This is a genomic window from Sphingomonas prati (assembly GCF_014643515.1).
Taxonomy (GTDB): domain Bacteria; phylum Pseudomonadota; class Alphaproteobacteria; order Sphingomonadales; family Sphingomonadaceae; genus Sphingomonas_R; species Sphingomonas_R prati.
This window is the reverse complement of sequence record NZ_BMJP01000006.1, coordinates 46,775-62,316: the sequence shown is the minus strand read 5'-3', so window position 1 is coordinate 62,316 and position 15,542 is coordinate 46,775. Positions and strand designations below refer to the sequence as shown.

Annotated in this window: 17 protein-coding genes; 6 read left to right on the top strand and 11 right to left on the bottom strand. The window is 67.8% G+C overall.

What is annotated here, in order from left to right; genetic code table 11:
• Positions 1-8: 8 nt before the first annotated feature.
• Positions 9-1,352: an APC family permease gene (locus IEX50_RS15715; RefSeq protein ID WP_157177736.1), complete on the bottom strand. Its 1,344-nt coding sequence runs from the start codon at positions 1,350-1,352 to the stop codon at positions 9-11.
• 299 nt (positions 1,353-1,651) lie between these two features.
• Between IEX50_RS15715 and IEX50_RS15710 the strand changes: the two genes are divergently transcribed.
• Positions 1,652-2,893 (top strand): threonine synthase, encoded by a 1,242-nt coding sequence (locus IEX50_RS15710; RefSeq protein ID WP_157177737.1) that lies wholly within the window; start codon positions 1,652-1,654, stop codon positions 2,891-2,893.
• A 69-nt stretch (positions 2,894-2,962) separates the two neighbouring features.
• The gene (locus IEX50_RS15705; RefSeq protein ID WP_157177738.1) at positions 2,963-3,505 is read left to right on the top strand and encodes a hypothetical protein; all 543 of its coding nucleotides are present in this window, start codon (positions 2,963-2,965) and stop codon (positions 3,503-3,505) included.
• Positions 3,506-3,925: 420 nt separating this feature from the next.
• Here the strand turns inward: IEX50_RS15705 and IEX50_RS15700 are convergent, their stop codons facing one another.
• From IEX50_RS15700 to IEX50_RS15685, 4 genes are all read right to left on the bottom strand, one after another.
• Positions 3,926-4,162 carry a hypothetical protein gene (locus tag IEX50_RS15700; RefSeq protein WP_157177739.1) on the bottom strand — a complete coding sequence of 79 codons (237 nt, stop codon included), beginning with the start codon at positions 4,160-4,162 and terminating at the stop codon, positions 3,926-3,928.
• The gene (locus tag IEX50_RS15695; protein ID WP_157177740.1) at positions 4,162-4,491 is read right to left on the bottom strand and encodes a hypothetical protein; all 330 of its coding nucleotides are present in this window, start codon (positions 4,489-4,491) and stop codon (positions 4,162-4,164) included. Before IEX50_RS15695 ends, IEX50_RS15700 begins: the two co-directional genes overlap by 1 nt.
• Positions 4,492-4,531: 40 nt before the next feature.
• Positions 4,532-5,671 (bottom strand): Gfo/Idh/MocA family protein, encoded by a 1,140-nt coding sequence (locus IEX50_RS15690; RefSeq protein WP_157177741.1) that lies wholly within the window; start codon positions 5,669-5,671, stop codon positions 4,532-4,534.
• An 80-nt stretch (positions 5,672-5,751) separates the two neighbouring features.
• On the bottom strand, positions 5,752-6,183 hold the full coding sequence (locus tag IEX50_RS15685) for a DUF488 domain-containing protein (RefSeq protein WP_157177742.1): 432 nt from the start codon (positions 6,181-6,183) through the stop codon (positions 5,752-5,754).
• Between the two features lie 119 nt (positions 6,184-6,302).
• Between IEX50_RS15685 and IEX50_RS15680 the strand changes: the two genes are divergently transcribed.
• Positions 6,303-7,496, top strand: coding sequence for a phospholipase A (locus IEX50_RS15680; RefSeq protein ID WP_157177743.1), 1,194 nt, complete (start codon positions 6,303-6,305; stop codon positions 7,494-7,496).
• 119 nt (positions 7,497-7,615) lie between these two features.
• On the opposite strand, the gene IEX50_RS15675 is transcribed toward IEX50_RS15680, so the two are convergent.
• Positions 7,616-8,974: an Nramp family divalent metal transporter gene (locus IEX50_RS15675; protein WP_157177744.1), complete on the bottom strand. Its 1,359-nt coding sequence runs from the start codon at positions 8,972-8,974 to the stop codon at positions 7,616-7,618.
• Positions 8,975-9,083: 109 nt separating this feature from the next.
• Between IEX50_RS15675 and mntR the strand changes: the two genes are divergently transcribed.
• Entirely contained in the window at positions 9,084-9,497 is a 414-nt protein-coding gene (gene mntR / locus IEX50_RS15670) for a manganese-binding transcriptional regulator MntR (protein WP_157177745.1), read from the top strand.
• 242 nt (positions 9,498-9,739) lie between these two features.
• On the opposite strand, the gene IEX50_RS17570 is transcribed toward mntR, so the two are convergent.
• Both IEX50_RS17570 and IEX50_RS17705 read right to left on the bottom strand, forming a co-directional pair.
• Complete coding sequence (locus IEX50_RS17570) at positions 9,740-10,447, bottom strand: Hint domain-containing protein (protein ID WP_268237811.1); 708 nt, start codon at positions 10,445-10,447, stop codon at positions 9,740-9,742.
• Positions 10,345-11,091: a Hint domain-containing protein gene (locus tag IEX50_RS17705; protein ID WP_157177747.1), complete on the bottom strand. Its 747-nt coding sequence runs from the start codon at positions 11,089-11,091 to the stop codon at positions 10,345-10,347. Before IEX50_RS17705 ends, IEX50_RS17570 begins: the two co-directional genes overlap by 103 nt.
• A gap of 405 nt (positions 11,092-11,496) precedes the next feature.
• On the opposite strand from IEX50_RS17705, the gene IEX50_RS15660 reads away from it, so the two are divergent.
• Complete coding sequence (locus tag IEX50_RS15660) at positions 11,497-12,072, top strand: TetR/AcrR family transcriptional regulator (RefSeq protein ID WP_184075334.1); 576 nt, start codon at positions 11,497-11,499, stop codon at positions 12,070-12,072.
• Positions 12,065-12,943, top strand: coding sequence for a carotenoid biosynthesis protein (locus IEX50_RS15655; RefSeq protein ID WP_157177749.1), 879 nt, complete (start codon positions 12,065-12,067; stop codon positions 12,941-12,943). The genes IEX50_RS15660 and IEX50_RS15655 overlap by 8 nt, the downstream gene beginning before the upstream one ends.
• Before the next feature lie 69 nt (positions 12,944-13,012).
• Here IEX50_RS15655 and IEX50_RS15650 read toward each other — a convergent pair whose 3' ends face one another.
• The 3 genes from IEX50_RS15650 to IEX50_RS15640 all read right to left on the bottom strand — a co-directional run bounded on the left by IEX50_RS15650 (position 13,013) and on the right by IEX50_RS15640 (position 15,532).
• The gene (locus IEX50_RS15650; protein ID WP_157177750.1) at positions 13,013-13,504 is read right to left on the bottom strand and encodes a hypothetical protein; all 492 of its coding nucleotides are present in this window, start codon (positions 13,502-13,504) and stop codon (positions 13,013-13,015) included.
• 13 nt (positions 13,505-13,517) lie between these two features.
• Entirely contained in the window at positions 13,518-14,666 is a 1,149-nt protein-coding gene (locus IEX50_RS15645; protein ID WP_157177751.1) for a zinc-dependent alcohol dehydrogenase, read from the bottom strand.
• 158 nt (positions 14,667-14,824) lie between these two features.
• Complete coding sequence (locus tag IEX50_RS15640; RefSeq protein ID WP_157177752.1) at positions 14,825-15,532, bottom strand: fimbrial biogenesis chaperone; 708 nt, start codon at positions 15,530-15,532, stop codon at positions 14,825-14,827.
• Positions 15,533-15,542: the final 10 nt, after the last annotated feature.

The window sequence follows — 15,542 nt, the reverse complement described above, 5'->3', positions numbered from 1 at the left end:
GCGCGCGCCTAGCGGGTGTCGTCGCCGGCGGCAACCGTCGAACGCGCGCCGGCCATGCGGCGCAACAGATGCGCGGTAACGCCGATCAGGATGGTGACTGCCGTGGCCGCGAATTGTAGCGGCGCGTTGAGCGCGGCGAGGAAACCGCAGAGCAGCGTGCCTGCGACGAAGATGGCGGGTGCAAGCGGATAGGCGCGGCTGGCCGGACGCTGCCCCGTGCGGAGGTGGCGGACGAACAAGGTCGAGACGGCGAAGGCGGCGCTGAGCGAGAGCGCGAAGCCGAGATAGGAGAGCAGATCGCGCAGCGAGGCGATGCTGGTCGCGACGATCGCGAGCACGACCTGGAACAAGATGGCGGCGCGCGGCGGGGCGGCATCGACGCCGGCCAGCCAGCGTGGCAGGACGCCGTCGCGCGCCATGCGGGCATAGACGCGCGGGCCGGCGAGCAGCATCGACAGGATCGCGGTGGCGAGCGAGACGAGGATCAGCGCCTCCATCGCGTGGCGGGCGGGGGTGCCGGCGAGCGCCTGTGCGGCAAGGCCGGCAATGTCGGGCTGGCCCACGATGCTGGCGTAGGGCGCGGCGTAGAGGAAGGCGAAGTTGACCGCGAGGTAGAGCAGCAGGGTGAGCGCGGTGCCGATCAGGATGGCGCGGGGCACGGAGCGGGCGGGATCGCGCGCCTCGCCCGCGACATAGATGGCGGCGTTGAACCCGGAATAGCTGAGCGAGATCCAGACGAGCGCGTCGCCGAACGCGGGTAGGTGGAACGGCTGCGCGGCGGGCGCGGACGGGATCGGGACGGCGCGGGTGGCGATGAGGGCGGCGGCGGCGATGCAGAAGGCGACGAGGCCGACGAGCTTTAGGATCACCATGGCGGTGTTGAGCGCCGCGCCCGCGCCGGTGCGCGCGAGGTGGACGAGGCCGGCGAGCAGGATCAGCGCGGCGCCGATCGCCTGCGGCGGCAGGACGGCGAGGCCCGGCAGCGCGGCGCGGGCGTAGAGGCCGAAGGTGGCGGCGGCGAAGGCGATCGCCCCGGTGAAGCCGGCGAGCAGCGAGACATAGCCCGCGATGCTGCCCGCGACGGGGTGAATCTCCTGCCGCAGATACAGATACTCGCCGCCCGATTGGGTCAGGCGGCGGGCGAGCATCGCGTAACTTGCGGCGCCGGTGAGCGCGAGCAGGCCGGCGACCGCCCAGCCGGCCATGACCACGCCGCGCGACCCGAGCGCGCCGAGCGAGAGGCCGGAGGTGGTGTAGACCCCCGCGCCGATCATGTCCCCGACGACGAGCGCGACGAGCGTCCAGAGGCCGAGACCGGTGCCGTGGCCGGGAGGGGACTGGGGCGCGGGCATTGCGGGGGTTGATAGGGCGGTTTTGGTGGTGGGTCGATGGGTTTGCTGAAGGGTTTGGGGGGCGGTTGACAGGCTTGGAATTGGGCTCGGTTGTGCCCCGGCTTCGGCCGGGGCCTTAGGTGGGGCTGCTTTGCTGGGTTCGAGAGGTGCTTGGTGCGATTGCGTTGCTGGTGTGTGCCGGTGGTTCACCCAGGCGCCGGCCTGCGCCGCGGAACTCATTCTGTTGTGTTGGTGGCGGACTGGCTTCTGGCCTAGGGTCGCCGGCAACACCCGAACGACGGCAGCACGAGGATATCACCATGCGGCACGACGACAATCTGACGACCGAGCGGCCGACGTTCGTGACGCATCTGGAATGTTCGATGACGGGCGAGCGGTTCGAGGCGGACCGGCTGCACGGACTGTCCAATGTCGGGCGGCCGTTGCTGGTGCGATACGATCTGGACGGCGTGCGGGGGGAGATGACGAAGGACGCGCTGGCGGGGCGGCCGGCGGATCTGTGGCGGTACCGCGAGCTGCTGCCGGTGCGGGACTGTGCCGATATCGTGAGCCTGGGCGAGACGGCGACGCCGATCGTGCCGTTGCCGCGGATCGGGGCGGCGATGGGTGCCACGGAACTGCTGGTGAAGGACGAGGGGCGGTTGCCGACCGGGTCGTTCAAGGCGCGCGGGCTGGTGATGGCGATCAGCATGGCCAAGGCATTGGGCGTCAAGACGATCGCGATGCCGACCAACGGCAATGCGGGGGCGGCGGCGGCGGCCTATGCGTCGCGGATCGGGATGGAGGCGGTGATTTTCTGCCCCGCCGATACGCCCGAGATCAACGTGCGCGAGATCGCGGCGCAGGGCGCGCGGGTGTACCGCGTCGACGGGCTGATCGACGATTGCGGCAAGCTGGTCGGGCAGGGGGCGAAGGAGCGCGGCTGGTTCGACCTGTCGACGCTGAAGGAGCCGTACCGGATCGAGGGCAAGAAGACGATGGGGCTGGAGCTGGCGGAACAGCTCGACTGGAAACTGCCCGACGTCATCTTCTACCCGACCGGCGGCGGGACCGGGTTGATCGGCATGTGGAAGGCGTTCGACGAGCTGGAGGCGATCGGTTTCATCGGGCCGGAGCGGCCGCGGATGGTGGCGGTGCAGGCCGAGGGCTGCGCGCCGATCGTGCGCGCGTGGGAGGAAGGCGCGCGCCATGCGACGCGCTGGGAAGGGTCGCACACGATCGCGATGGGGATCCGCGTGCCGCAGGCGGTGGGCGATTTCCTGATCCTGGACGCGGTGCGGGCGAGCGACGGGTTCGGCATCACCGTGTCGGACGAGGAGATCCTGGCGGCTGTCGACCGCGTTGGGCGTGAGGAGGGTCTGCTGCTGTGCCCCGAGGGCGGCGCGACGTTCGCGGCCTATGCCAAGGCGCGGGCCGACGGCCGGGTGCGTGCGGACGAGCGGGTGATGCTGTTCAATTGCGCGACGGGGTTGAAGTATCCGATGGCGGATCATTCGCGGACGATCGCGAAGGATGAGCCGGTGGATTGGGCTTCCCTGTAAGGTCTTCGGTCGCGGGGAGCTGTTTCGCCTAGGCCCCGGCCTGCGTCGGGGAACTTTGGGGGTGTGCGGGTGGCGAAGCTGAAGGTGTATCGCACCGCGATCGGGTTTCACGACGCCTATGTCGCGGCGCCGAGCAAGAAGGCGGCGCTGGCAGCGTGGGGGAGTAAGGCCGACCTGTTCGCGCGCGGGATGGCGGAACTGGTGGAGGATCCCGCTTTGTCCGCCGCGCCGCTTGCTGCGCCGGGTGAGGTGGTGCGGTTGTCGCGGGGGACGCGGGACGAGCAGATCGCGGCGTTGCCGAAGGCTGCCGCGAAGCGGGCTCGGGTGGTTGAGGAGGACGACGAGCCTGCGCCGCGGGCGGCGAAGCGGGTGGTGCGGAAGGTCGTGCCGAAGCCGGATCGCGGAGCTCTGGACAAAGCGGAGGCTGCGCTGGAGGCGGCGGAGGTGGCACATGCCGCGGAGGCGGATGCGTTGCAGGCGCGGATCCGGAAGCTGGAGACCGAGTATCGCGCGTTGCGGAAGGTTCAGGCGGCGCGGGTTGGTGAGCTGGAAGAGGCGCGGCGGGCGGCGGATGCGGCGTATAGGGAGGCGGTCGCGGCGGCTTCGGAGTGAGGGTTCGCGGGTTGGGCGCTGGGTAATAGGCGGAGGCGGTCGAGCGGTTGCCCAGTTGTTCGGGTATTCCTCAACCCGTTTGGTTCGAGCTTGTCGAGAACGTTGCGCTGGGTTCTCGACAGGCTCGAACCGAACGGAGTTTTGGGGAAGGTCTAGAAGGGTTTCCGACCTGCCGAGCGTGTGAGGATCTGTTGGCTTCTCGGCTTCGCTCGAAGGGTCTCTCGACTTCGCTCGGGATGGGCGGGTTTGGGGAGCGGGCTGCTGGAGGTCGCGGACGCATCCGCGTCATGCTCTGCGCAATTCGGGTTTGGTGCGAGCCTGTCGAGAACGTCGCGCGACGTTCTCGACAGGCTCGAACCGAACGGAGGTGGGGGGTGGCGTAGGGGTTTACGTAGGCTAAGCCGTCGGAGGCGTCGCCCCCTACGACGACCTTGCGCTGTCGATCATGCGTTGGGCGATCTGGCGGACGGCGGCGTCATCCTTGGTGTCGTCGTGGGCGTTGTCGCCGAGGTGGTCGAGGCTGGCTTCGATGCTGTCGAGGAGGCCGGGGTGGGCGGATTCGACGTGTTGGAGCAGTTTGAAGACGACATGTTCGGTCGCGATTTCGCGGCGGCGGGCGGTGACGGCGGGGTCGGTGGGCTGGGTCTTGTCGGTCATCAGAGGTCCTTTGGCGTGGGGTCGGCGGGCATCGTCGGGGCCGCGTCGTCGTCGTCGTCGGTGTGGACCCAGGCGGCGGGGTCGTCGAGCGGGCGGCCGGTGGGGGGCGGGACGTCGCCTTCCTCGTCCGCGCCGAACCAGGCGTTGGCACCGTGGTTCGCGTCCTGGACGGGCACCGCGCTGTCGTGCGCGAGCGCGGTCGGCAGGATGGCGGCGATGTCGTCTTCGGTTCGGCCGAGGCGGCGGGCGATCTGTTCCAGGGTGGCGCCGCCTTCGAGCATGCTGTGCGCCAGATCTAGGTCCATCTTGGTCCATTCGGGTTCGGTCATCGGGCTCTCCATAGGGTGGCTGGGCGGGCGGCGGGCAAGGTCAGTCCTTGCCGCGGGCGGGGTTGGAGGCGTGGACGGTTTCGGGCGTCTTCACCGCGGACAGCGTCTGGACCTGCGCGTCCGGATCGATGCGGCGGGTGCGGGTGAAGGGCGGTAGATCGACACGCCGGCCGGTCTTGAGCGCCTCGACGATTCCCTCGACCACGCGCAGGTCGGCGATGCCTTCCTCCGCGTCGGGTTCGGGGTCGCGGTCGTTCAGGATGCAGTCGGAGAAGTAGCGCAGTTCGCCGCCGAACTGGTCGGTGGCCTTGAACGTCTCGTGCGACTGGTCCTCGCCGATCGTACGGGTCTGCGCGAGGCCCTGGCCGAAACCGTAGGCGGGGCTCATGTGGATGCTGCCCTTCGTCCCCGCAATGGTGAAGCTGTCGGTGCGGTTGGCGTAGTAGGAGACGGTGAAGCTGGCCAGGCGGTCGCCGGGCATGCGCAGCACGACCGCGACGGTATCGTCGAGATCGCCCAAGTCGTTGCCCGGCTGGCGCGTTCCGACGGCGGATTCGACCGCGACGGGTTCCGCGCCGAACAGGTAGCGGATCGCGTTGATCGGGTAGGGGCCCATGTCGAACAGCGGGCCGGCGAGCAGGCCGTTCTGCGCGCGGTGGTTGGCCGGATCGACCATCTGCGCGAAGCAGGAGGTGAAGGTGATCAGGTCGCCAAGCTCGCCGGCGCGGATGCGGGCGATGGCGTCGAGCGTGGCCGGTTCGAAGTGGAGGCGGTAGGCGACCATGAGCTTCGCGGCGGAGCGGTTCGCGGCGTCCTCGATCTCGTGCGCGCGGTCGACCGAGATTTCGAGCGGTTTTTCGCAGAGCACGTGGATGCCGGCGGCGAGCGCGGGGACCGCGAATTCGGCGTGGCGCCAGTTGGGGGTGGCGATATAGACCGCGTCGATCTTGCCCGAGGCGAGCAGGTCCGCGTAGCCGGCGTAGTTGGTGACCTGGTCGAGCCCGTAGGACTTGGCGAGCGCCTCCGCCTTCACGGGATCGTCGGTGACGATCGCGGCGAGGACCGAATTGCCGGTGTGGGCGATGCCGGGCATCAGCGACGCCTGGCTGATGTCGCCCGCGCCGACGACGGCGTAGCGGACCTTGTCGACGGTCAGACCGAGGGCGGATGCGATGCTCATGGACGGTTCCTGACGGTTCGTTTCCGGAGTTCGGGGGGTTCAACGCACTTGGCGTGCGACGTCTCCATCGGTGCGGCGCATCAGGTGAACAGGTCGACCACCTCGGCGTCCGGCGCGACGCGGTCGATCAGGATCGAGCGGTGGCAGCCCTTCGGATCGCGTTCGAAACAGAGGAGCGCGGAGCGGTGCAGCGTCGCTTCCTCAAGCATCTGCGCGGACTGGACCATCGCCTCGGGCAGTTCGAGCTGGCCGTCGTATACACGTTCGAGGATGTCGTGGCGGCCCTTGCGCGCGGCCTCGCGCCCCTCCGGCGGGGTGCCGAGCGCTTTCAGCAGGAGGTAGCCGATGCCGGCTTCCTTGAGCCCGGCGGCCAGCACGTTCTTGGAGAAGCCGGGGCGGCGCGAGAGCGGGACGGCGCGGATGTCGATGAGCGTTTCGATCTTTGCCGCGGACAGCACGGCGATGACCTCCGCCTGCGTCGCGCCTTCGTAACCGATCGTCCAGATCTTCATCGCGTGTTCCCATACGGCCCTGTTTCGATGAGCGGTTCGCGAGGGGGTCGGGTTCCGAACGGGGCGACATTGATCTGGAGGGCTGTTCGTTCCGCCACGCATCCCGCATAGCGCATGTCATGAGCACCCGATCGATCCGCCTGCTGTCCCTCCTGCTGACGAGCGCGGTTCCGGCCGCGGCGTGGGCGCAACCCGCGCCGATCATCGGCGGGGTGACGGCGGGGACGGACCCGACCGCGCGGATGGTGGAGATCGTCGTGCTGGACGGTGCGGCGCGCCTGCCCGCGCGGATGCCGGCGGAGCTGACGCGCGGCGGCGTGCGGCGGCCGGTGACTTTGGTGCGCGAGGTGGATGCGGAGGCCGTGGCGGGCGGGACGCAGGGTTATGTGCGCGGGCGGTACCGCCTGACCCTGCCGACCGATGCGGCGGGCGCGACGGTGGCGACGCTGTCGCTGCAGCCGGGCAGCGTGGGCGGCTATGCGTTCGCGGTGGACGGGACGGCGACCCTGCCGTCGTCGACCGCGCAGGCGCTGGTGGCGCCCGCGTCGATCCCCGATGTGGTCGATGCGCCTGCCGCGAAGCCCGATGTGGGCAACGCGTTCGTCGGCAACCTGTCGAACTACGGCCCGATCTATGCGGCGTACGGGCCGGGGACGAACACCGATGCGCGGATTGAGATCGGGTTCAAATACCAGCTGTTCGGCGCGGCCGGTGCGGTGGGCGGCGACGCGCCGTGGGAGAACGGGTTCCACTTCGGCTATTCGCAGCGGCTTTTCTGGAACCTCGGGGCGAAATCGTCCCCCTTCCGCAACGTCGAGTATCGTCCGGAGGTGTTCTACCTCGTGCCGGCCAAGGCGGTGACGGACCGCGTCGTGCTGGGCGGTCAGGTCGGGCTGCGGCACGAATCGAACGGGCGGGACGGGTTGGACTCGCGGTCGCTCAACACCTTCTATGTTCAGCCGCAGGCGACGACGTTGATCGGCGATACGGTCGTGACGCTGGCGCCGCGGGCGTGGTTCTATGTCGGCAGTCTTGAGGACAATCCGCTGATCAAGCGGTATCGCGGCAACACCGGGCTGTTCGCGGAGATCGGCCAGGCGGACGGATGGCGGCTGACCACGATCACCAATGTGGCGCTGACCACCGGGCGCGGGTCGATCGATGCGATGCTGAGCTATCCATTGCAGCGCGTCGTGCCGGGGGACCTGAACCTGTATCTGTTCGGGCAGGCGTTCGCCGGGTACGGCGAGAATCTGCTGGATTATACGAAGCGGCAGACGCGAGTGCGGGTTGGGGTCGGGTTTGTTCGGTGATGGTGCCGGGCTGTTGTACTTTGCATCGCTGATGCGTTCCCCGGCGGAGGCCGGGGCCTAGGCGCAACGGTTTCACCTAGGCCCCGACCTACGCCGGGGAACTGCCGGGTCTCACGTCCTCACCAGATGCCGGCGACGCTCAGTAGGAGCTTCACGTTCAGGCCGACGATGATGGCGGCGATCGTCCAGGCGGCGATTTTCAGCCATGTCGGGTTCGCGAAGTCGCCCATCTTCTCGCGGTTGCTCGTAAAGCTGACCAGCGGGATGACCGCGAAGGGGAGCTGCATGCTGAGCACGACCTGGCTGAGCACGAGGAGGCGGGCGGTGCCCTGTTCGCCGTAGATCAGCGCGACGGCGACCGCGGGGACGATGGCGAGCATCCGGGTGATGAGCCGCCGGACCCAGGGGCGGAGCCGGACGTGGAGGAAGCCCTCCATCACGATCTGGCCGGCGAGCGTGGCGGTGACGGTGCTGTTCTGCCCAGATGCCAATAGCGCGACCGCGAAGAGCGTGCTGGCCGCCGCCGCGCCGAGCGTGGGGCTGAGCAGCTGGTACGCGTCCTGAATCTCGGCGACCTGGGTCTGGCCGCCGACGTGGAAGGCGGAGGCGGCGAGGATCAGGATCGCGGCGTTGATGAACAGCGCGAGCATCAGCGCGATCGTGCTGTCGATCGTGGCGAACAGCACCGCCTCGCGCTTGCCGCGCGTGTCGGTGTCGAACGCGCGGGTCTGCACGATCGAGCTGTGGAGGTAGAGATTGTGCGGCATCACGGTGGCACCGATGATGCCGATCGCGATGTAGAGCATCGCCGGGTTGGTGAGGATCGCGGTCTGCGGCACGAAGCCGGCCATGACGGCGGACAATTCGGGGCGCGACAGGAACAGTTCGTAGATGAAGGAGCCCGCGATCACGACGAGCAACGTGACGATGAACGCCTCCAGCAGGCGGAACCCGCGTTGCTGGAGCAGCAGGATCAGCAGCACGTCGAACGCGGTGAGGCAGATGCCCCAGACGAGCGGGAGCCCGAACAGCAGTTGCAGCGCGATGGCGGTGCCGATGACCTCCGCCAGGTCGCACGCGACGATCGCCAGTTCGCAGAGCGCCCAGAGCATGATGCCGACCGGCCGGCTGTAGCTGTCGCGGCAGGCCTGGGCGAGATCGCGGCCGGTGACGATGCCGAGCTTGGCCGCAAGCGATTGCAGCAGGATCGCCATGACGTTCGACAGCAGGATAACGGAGAGGAGCGTGTAGCCGAACTGCGACCCGCCGGCGAGGTCGGTCGCCCAGTTGCCGGGGTCCATATAGCCGACCGCGACGAGGTAGCCGGGGCCGGAAAAGGCCGCGAGTTTCCGCCAGAATTTCGCGCCGCCGGGAACCGCGATGCTGCGGAAGACCTCCGGCAGGCTGGGGACGAGCGGGCGCGGCGTGGGTGTCGGGCCCGCGGCGACGGGCGGCGTTGGTTGATGATCGTCCTGCATCGACGATGTCTCCCCTGTTTCATTGCGATGTAGGCAATCGACAGGATTTAGCCAAGGCTAACTTTGCTTTGTCACGGCCCTGTGGCAGATAAAGCGCGGAGGACGAGCGATGGCGTTACCGGACCCCGGCGAGCAGGCGCGCCGGTTCATCAAGGTGCGGGAGGCGCACCGCAGCGAGGTGCAGCAGGATTATGTCGAGCTGATCGCCGACCTGGTCGCCGAGCAAGGCGAAGCGCGCGTGACGGACCTGGCCGAGCGGTTCGGCGTGACGACCGCCACGGTGGCCAACACGCTGGCCCGGCTGAAACGCGACGGGCTGGTCGAGGATCGTCCGTACCGGTCGCTGAGCCTGACCGCGGCGGGTGTCGCGATGGCCGACGCATCGCGGCGGCGGCACGATATCGTGATCGGGTTCCTGCTGCGGCTGGGCGTGTCGCCCGCGGTGGCGGAACTGGACGCGGAGGGGCTGGAGCATCATCTGAGCGCCGAGACGCTGCGCGCGATGGAGGCGTTTCGCGGGTAGTGGCCGCACGCCGGACTGGGCGGACTGCACCATGTCAGCCGACCTCTGGCGGGAGGGCGCGGTTTGGAATGGCTCCGCTGCAAGTGAAGCGGTTGCCATCCCAAACCGCGGCCCCCCCCGAGCAGCACGGCATCTTGTACGCGCCGCCCAGGGATGTGCGGACCGGGATCGACGTAGCAAGATGGACCCGCCGGGAGCCGGACCATGTCGCCGCGCTCGGTCCTCAGACCGATCGAGTGCCGTCAGGCCGCGACGGCGCGATCGGCCCGGGCCGGGACCAGAACCGTCGGCAGTTCGCCCGGCGTGATGGCGATGTGTTGGACGGGACGGGCGAAGCGCAGTTCGGCGGCGCCGTCCGTCCAGCGCCACGCGGTTGCGCCGTCGCTTTCCACGCCGTGGGTGCCGGCGGCGAAGATTTCGGACGTCAGGTCGACTTGCTCGCCATCGACGGTGAGGTCGAAAATCTGGAACCCAAGCCGGCGCGTGTCGGTGACCGCCGGATAGATACCGCCGCGCACGGCCGCCGCGGAGCGGATCGTCACGACCGAAGACGATTCGGCGAGGTGGAAGTGGAGCCGGCCGTCGATGGTCTGCGCCTGGGCCACCTGACCGTCCGTGGTGAGCGTGATGCGGGGATCGTGGCCGCGGGTCCAGCCCATTGCCGTCGCGATCGCCAAAGCCTCGGTCCGGACGCGGCGGAGCAGGGCGCCTGAGCGGTCGGTCGGGGCGAACGCGATTTCGTTCCCGGCGGCGTCGAGTTGCGGGCGGAGCGGGGTGACCAGACCGTGATCGAACCCGAGCCGGTTGCCGACGTCGAGAAACGTCTCGGCAGGCAGGCCGTTGGCGATCAGCGCATCGTGGCTTTCGACCTCGACATGGTAGTAGGCGACCTCGTCGACCGGCTGCTGGGCGATCGTCGCGCCGTTGACGAGATCGATCGCGCAGAACAGGTGGCCGTGCAGGTAGAGCCGGTGGCCGGGCGACACGAACAGGTCGCGGGACGCAGGTCGGCACCGAGCGCGCCGCGGCCGATGCGAACCGGATCGACGATGTCGCGCTGGCCCCAGGATGCCGGGCGGATGACGCGCGACCCGAGCCAGATGATTGGCCGATGTTGCCCGCCGGCGGTCACGATCAGGTCGCCGACGACCAGATCCTCGACCGCGCGTTCGCCGTCGGTGGTCAGGATCATCGTGCCCGCCGCGAAACAAGCTGGCGAGGTGTAGGGCGCAACGCTGGTGTAGGCCGTATTGGCCGGCGGCGGGGCCTGCGTCGAGGAGAGAGCGTACGCCGGGTTCTGGTTGCCGGAGTCCGGACCGAAGAACAGCGTGCGACCGTCGGCGCTGGCACCGAAGACCTGATATTGCTGGTTGTTGATGATGATCAGGCCGTTGTTCTGGCTGGTCAGGATCTGGCCGGAGAATTGCGACGTGGCGCTAAAGCCGGTTGCGGTGGCCGAATAGCTCGCGGTCGTGGAACCGTTGATCGTGGTGATTCCGATGCTCCGGTTCGAAAAGCCGGTGACGGAATAATAGGAATTTGGTGCGGGCGTGACCCCGTTCAGTGCCGAGAAGTTGGTAACGATCCTGGTCATGTAGCGCGAGCCCCCTGAAGACGTCGAATGTTACGTCGGGATCAGGTTCGCAAGTTTAGACCGGGTCGTCTAGCGGACTCGATGCGCTATTCCAGGGTGATTGATCCAGTTTGGTACTGGTGGTCACCATAGTGGATGCAAGACATGTTTGTGACAGGTCCGTCCGAGATATCAGAAAACTCTCATCAACTTTGTGGTCAGCGGAGATGCCGTTCGGATCGTTTTCGCTGTCTGCGACAGGCGCCACGTCTGACGGGCAGGGCGGACAAGCGTGGAACGATGCAACTTCCGTTAAGCCGCCCAGTTTGACATTACGATACGACATCGTATCCTAAAAGGATGGAGACGAAAAACGAAGCGCCCTCGCGTGGCCGTCCGCAGAGCGAGCGGTTGCACCGGAGCATCATGGCGGCGGCGGTCGAGGTTCTGGCCGAGGTCGGGTTCGACGCGCTGTCCGTCGCGGAAGTGGCACGTCGGGCGGGGTCCACGCCGCCGGCAATCTATCGGCGCTTTCCCGGCAAGACGGAGCTGGTGACGGCCGCGCTTCGCGAGGAGCTGTCGCTCATCGGGTTCGACGTGCCGGACCTGGGAAGCCTGCGGGCGGAGCTGCTGATGTGGACGCGGTCGGTGGCGCAGGCGCTGACCCCGGAACGGCTGCGCATCATCGCGGCGCTGTTCCTGGCATCGCGGCAGGACCCCATCCCGACGGAAAGCCTCGGCGCGCATCTGCAGTCGGTCGCCGTGCCTGCGTGGCGAATGGTGCTGGACCGCGCCCGCGATCGCGGAGAGATCGGGTCATTGCCCGCCGCCTACGAGCTGATCGGTCAGGTGGCGCCCGCGGTCATCGTGAACGCGGCGCTGATGCTGCGGCCGCAGGACGAGGCGACCCTGGTGAGCCTCGTCGATGCCATTCTCATGCCCGCGCTTCGTGCATCGCCGGAGCCGATCTCCACAGCGTCTAGGTGGAACGATCATGACTGATGTCAAACAGCCGGCATCGACGCCGATCGGGAGAATCCTCGATCAGGCACAATGGGGCTTTGCGATCGCCGCCGTCGCGGCCGCGGTGCTGCTGCCCTTGAACGGCGGCAATGGCGGAACGGTGGTGGCGTTGCTGCTGACCATCCCGTTCGCGGCGATCCACGGCGTCCGGCGTTACGGCTGGAAACGGTTTATGATGTTCTTCGTCGTGACGTTCGTGCTCAGCAATTTCTTCGAGAATTTGAGCATCATGACCGGGTTTCCGTTCGGTCATTATCACTACACCGGGTCGCCGAAACTCTTCTACGTGCCGATCGCGATCGGCCTGATCTATTTCGGGCTGGGCTATGTCAGCTGGCTGGTCGCATCGACGATCCTCGATCGCGCGGACGAGGGACTGAGCCTAAGCACGCGCGGCGGGCGGATCGACGTCGTCCTGCTGCCGGTGCTGGCGGCGGCGGTCATGACGGCGTTCGACGTCGGCAGCGATTCGGTCGCGTCCACCGTCGCTCATACGTGGGTCTGGCGCGATGGTGGCGGGTTGTTCGGTGTCCCCTACACCAACTATCTCGGCTGGTGGCTGGTCACCTATTCGTTTTTCCAGGTCTTCGCGCTGATCCTGGCGCGGAGTTCGGGGGTGCGGAGCGCCGCGGCCGGCGCGCTGCTGCCGCCGGTCCTGATCTACCTGTCGCTCGGTCTCAGTTCCGTCAGCTCCTTCATCGGCGTGGCGGGCAGCGCCGCGTTCGTGACGGACCAGGCGGGCGTATCGTGGAGCCTGTCGCAGCTGGCGGAAGCCATGATGACGATCAATATCTTCGGGCTGCTGGTCTTTGCCTTCATCGCGCTGGCAAAGCTCGTCCGGAACACTTAGCGCCGGCGTGGCTTTCGCGTGCGAACCGACACGGGGTTCGACCGCCGGGCTCGTTCCCGATGGCGGGTCTCAGCGGTCGTTTCGCCTGAAGCGCAGGACGGCGAGGATCGCGAGCGTGGCCCCGGCGATGACCGCGGCCTTGGTGGCGAGCCCCCTCTTGTTGTGCGCCCATTCCGCACGCGCGCCCATTTCGGCGGGGATGTTCGGGATCCTGCCGTGGCCGAGATCCTCGACTACGCCTTCGACCACGTTGATGCGGTCCGCGCCCATCAGCAGCAGCCAGTGCCACCAGTCGGACTCGCTGCGCCGGAACGCGTAGCGGCGAATCATGCCGCTGAGCCCGCTGGGCGGCGTCGACGTGCCGACCACCGCGGGGAGGCGGTCATGTTCGATCGATTGCAGGATCTCGACATCGGGCGACTGCTGTGCCGGGCGGTCCCAATCGAGGCCGAGCGTGCGCAGATCTTCGCGGTGCCGGATCGGCCAGGTCGGGTTGTTGCGGACGTCCGCATCGACCCCCCAGCCGGGAACGGTGGCAAGATCCACCAATGCGTTGGTCACGACCGGTTCTCCTTCATGCGCCATGGGGCAGGACCACGGGTTTGATGCAGCCGTCGAGTTTCGCCGAGAACAGGTGATAGGCGTCGGCAATGTCGGCGAGCGGGACGCGGTGGGTGATCATCGCCTTGGGGTTCAGATGCCCCGCCTCGATATGGTCGATCAGCCGCGGCAGGAGGCGTTTGACGGACGCCTGGTTGGCGCGGATCGTGATGCCCTTGTTCACGACATTGCCGATCGGAATGATGTTGCCGGTCGGGCCGTAGACGCCGACGATCGACACCACGCCGCCCTTCTTCACCGCGTTGATCGCCCAGTGAAGCGCGATCGCGTTGCCGGCCTCAAGTTTCAGCTTCGTGCCGATCAGGGTCTGCAGTGCGCTGCCTGCTGCGTCCCCGCCAACCGCGTCGATGCAGACATCGGCGCCGAGCGAGTCCGTCTGTTTCTTGAGGAACACGACCATGTCGTCGATTTCGCGGAAACTATAGACCTCGGCCGGGCAGTAGTCCCGCGCGAAATCGAGCCGGTATTCGACATGGTCGATCACGATCACGCGACCGGCGCCGAACAGCCAGGCGGAGCGCGCCGCCATCAGGCCGACCGGGCCGGCGCCGAACACCACGACCGTATCGCCGGGCTGTATGCCGCCCATTTCGGCCGCCTGGTAACCGGTCGGAACGACATCGGTCAGCAGGACGGCGTCGTCCGGGTCCATCCAGTCGGGGATCACCATCGGGCCGACGTCGGCATAGGGGACGCGGACGAACTGCGCCTGGCCGCCGTCATAGCCGCCGGCGGTGTGCGAATAGCCGAATATCCCGCCGACCGCCGTCGCCTGAGCATTGGATTCATGGCAGTTGCCGAACAGGCCCTGCTGGCAGAACTGGCACTTGCCGCATGCGATGTTGAACGGGACCAGGACGTGATCGCCGACCTTCAGGTTGCGGACCTCGGGTCCGATTTGTTCGACGATGCCGCAGAATTCGTGGCCGAAGGTCATGCCGACGCGCGTGTCGGGGACCAGGCCGTGGTAGAGATGCAGGTCCGACCCGCAGATGCAGGCGCGCGTGACGCGGACGATCGCGTCCTCGGGATGCAGGATGGTCGGCATCGGTTTCTCATCGACGCGGACGCGGTACGGCCCGCGGTAGTTCATTGCCAACATATGCTGCTCCGGTTCCGCGTCGTGCGGCCGTCCGGGACGGGTCCCGGGGGCTGTCGCCATAATAAGCGGATGGTACCGGAAGAACTTGGGCGGGACTTATACGAGGTTAACCGTGCTTTGATTGTTGCTCGTCTGGTTGGGACCTGTCCGGAAGGCCGTCAGAAGCGCATCGGTTTTACGGTTGCGCCGCTCTTGACCAAATAGTCCGCGGGGCGGGCGGGATCGATCGGTTGCTGCCAGTCGGCGCCGGCGTAGAGACGCTTAGCCGGAAGGTCGCGGCAGTCGGCGCCGGCCGCGTTGCACTGGCGGCCGCGGTACAGCTCGACGCTCGTGCTGCCGGCGTTGGTGAGGGTCATCGTGGTGCCGGCGCGGCGGGCGGTGATGGTGTCGGTTAGGACCGCCGGGCGGACGATGACAAGCATGTCGTAGCCGACCAGAACCTTCAGCGCCGATCCGGACACCGCGAGTTCGCCGACGACCGGCTTCACCGTCACGCGGTAGATCCGGTCGCGCGGGCTGCGTGGCAGGATGGCGGCGATGCGGATCAGCTTTCGCTCGCCAGGTTCGAGGATCATCTTCTGCGGCGTGACGAGCAGCCCGCTGACCGCGGGATCGTTGCTGGCGACGCGGCGCTCCTGCGGTGTGCCGGGGTCGAGGATGCTGGCGGGTTCGGCGACCACGTACATGCGTTCCTCGCCATTGTTGAACGCCTCGACATCCGCACGCGGCGGGCCGGCGGGCATAAGATCGAGCACGACCTGGCTCAGGACCAGCTCCGCCCTGGCGGGGGCGGCCATGAGGCCGATTGCGGCGCCGGCCAGAACGAGAAGGCGGTGCAGCCGCCGCGAACCGTTGTTGATCGTCATACCCGTTTCC

Bases quoted from the DNA above. Each gene is read 5' to 3' on its own strand.
- IEX50_RS15715 (WP_157177736.1), bottom strand. From the start codon at position 1,352: ATGCCCGCGCCCCAGTCCCCTCCCGGCCACGGCACCGGTCTCGGCCTC.
- IEX50_RS15645 (WP_157177751.1), bottom strand. From the start codon at position 14,666: ATGTTGGCAATGAACTACCGCGGGCCGTACCGCGTCCGCGTCGATGAG.
- IEX50_RS15675 (WP_157177744.1), bottom strand. From the start codon at position 8,974: ATGCAGGACGATCATCAACCAACGCCGCCCGTCGCCGCGGGCCCGACA.
- IEX50_RS15640 (WP_157177752.1), bottom strand. From the start codon at position 15,532: ATGACGATCAACAACGGTTCGCGGCGGCTGCACCGCCTTCTCGTTCTG.
- IEX50_RS15685 (WP_157177742.1), bottom strand. From the start codon at position 6,183: ATGAAGATCTGGACGATCGGTTACGAAGGCGCGACGCAGGCGGAGGTC.
- IEX50_RS17705 (WP_157177747.1), bottom strand. From the start codon at position 11,091: ATGACCAGGATCGTTACCAACTTCTCGGCACTGAACGGGGTCACGCCC.
- IEX50_RS15655 (WP_157177749.1), top strand. From the start codon at position 12,065: ATGACTGATGTCAAACAGCCGGCATCGACGCCGATCGGGAGAATCCTC.
- IEX50_RS15680 (WP_157177743.1), top strand. From the start codon at position 6,303: ATGAGCACCCGATCGATCCGCCTGCTGTCCCTCCTGCTGACGAGCGCG.
- IEX50_RS15710 (WP_157177737.1), top strand. From the start codon at position 1,652: ATGCGGCACGACGACAATCTGACGACCGAGCGGCCGACGTTCGTGACG.
- mntR (WP_157177745.1), top strand. From the start codon at position 9,084: ATGGCGTTACCGGACCCCGGCGAGCAGGCGCGCCGGTTCATCAAGGTG.
- IEX50_RS15660 (WP_184075334.1), top strand. From the start codon at position 11,497: ATGGCGGCGGCGGTCGAGGTTCTGGCCGAGGTCGGGTTCGACGCGCTG.
- IEX50_RS15690 (WP_157177741.1), bottom strand. From the start codon at position 5,671: ATGAGCATCGCATCCGCCCTCGGTCTGACCGTCGACAAGGTCCGCTAC.
- IEX50_RS15700 (WP_157177739.1), bottom strand. From the start codon at position 4,162: ATGACCGACAAGACCCAGCCCACCGACCCCGCCGTCACCGCCCGCCGC.
- IEX50_RS15695 (WP_157177740.1), bottom strand. From the start codon at position 4,491: ATGACCGAACCCGAATGGACCAAGATGGACCTAGATCTGGCGCACAGC.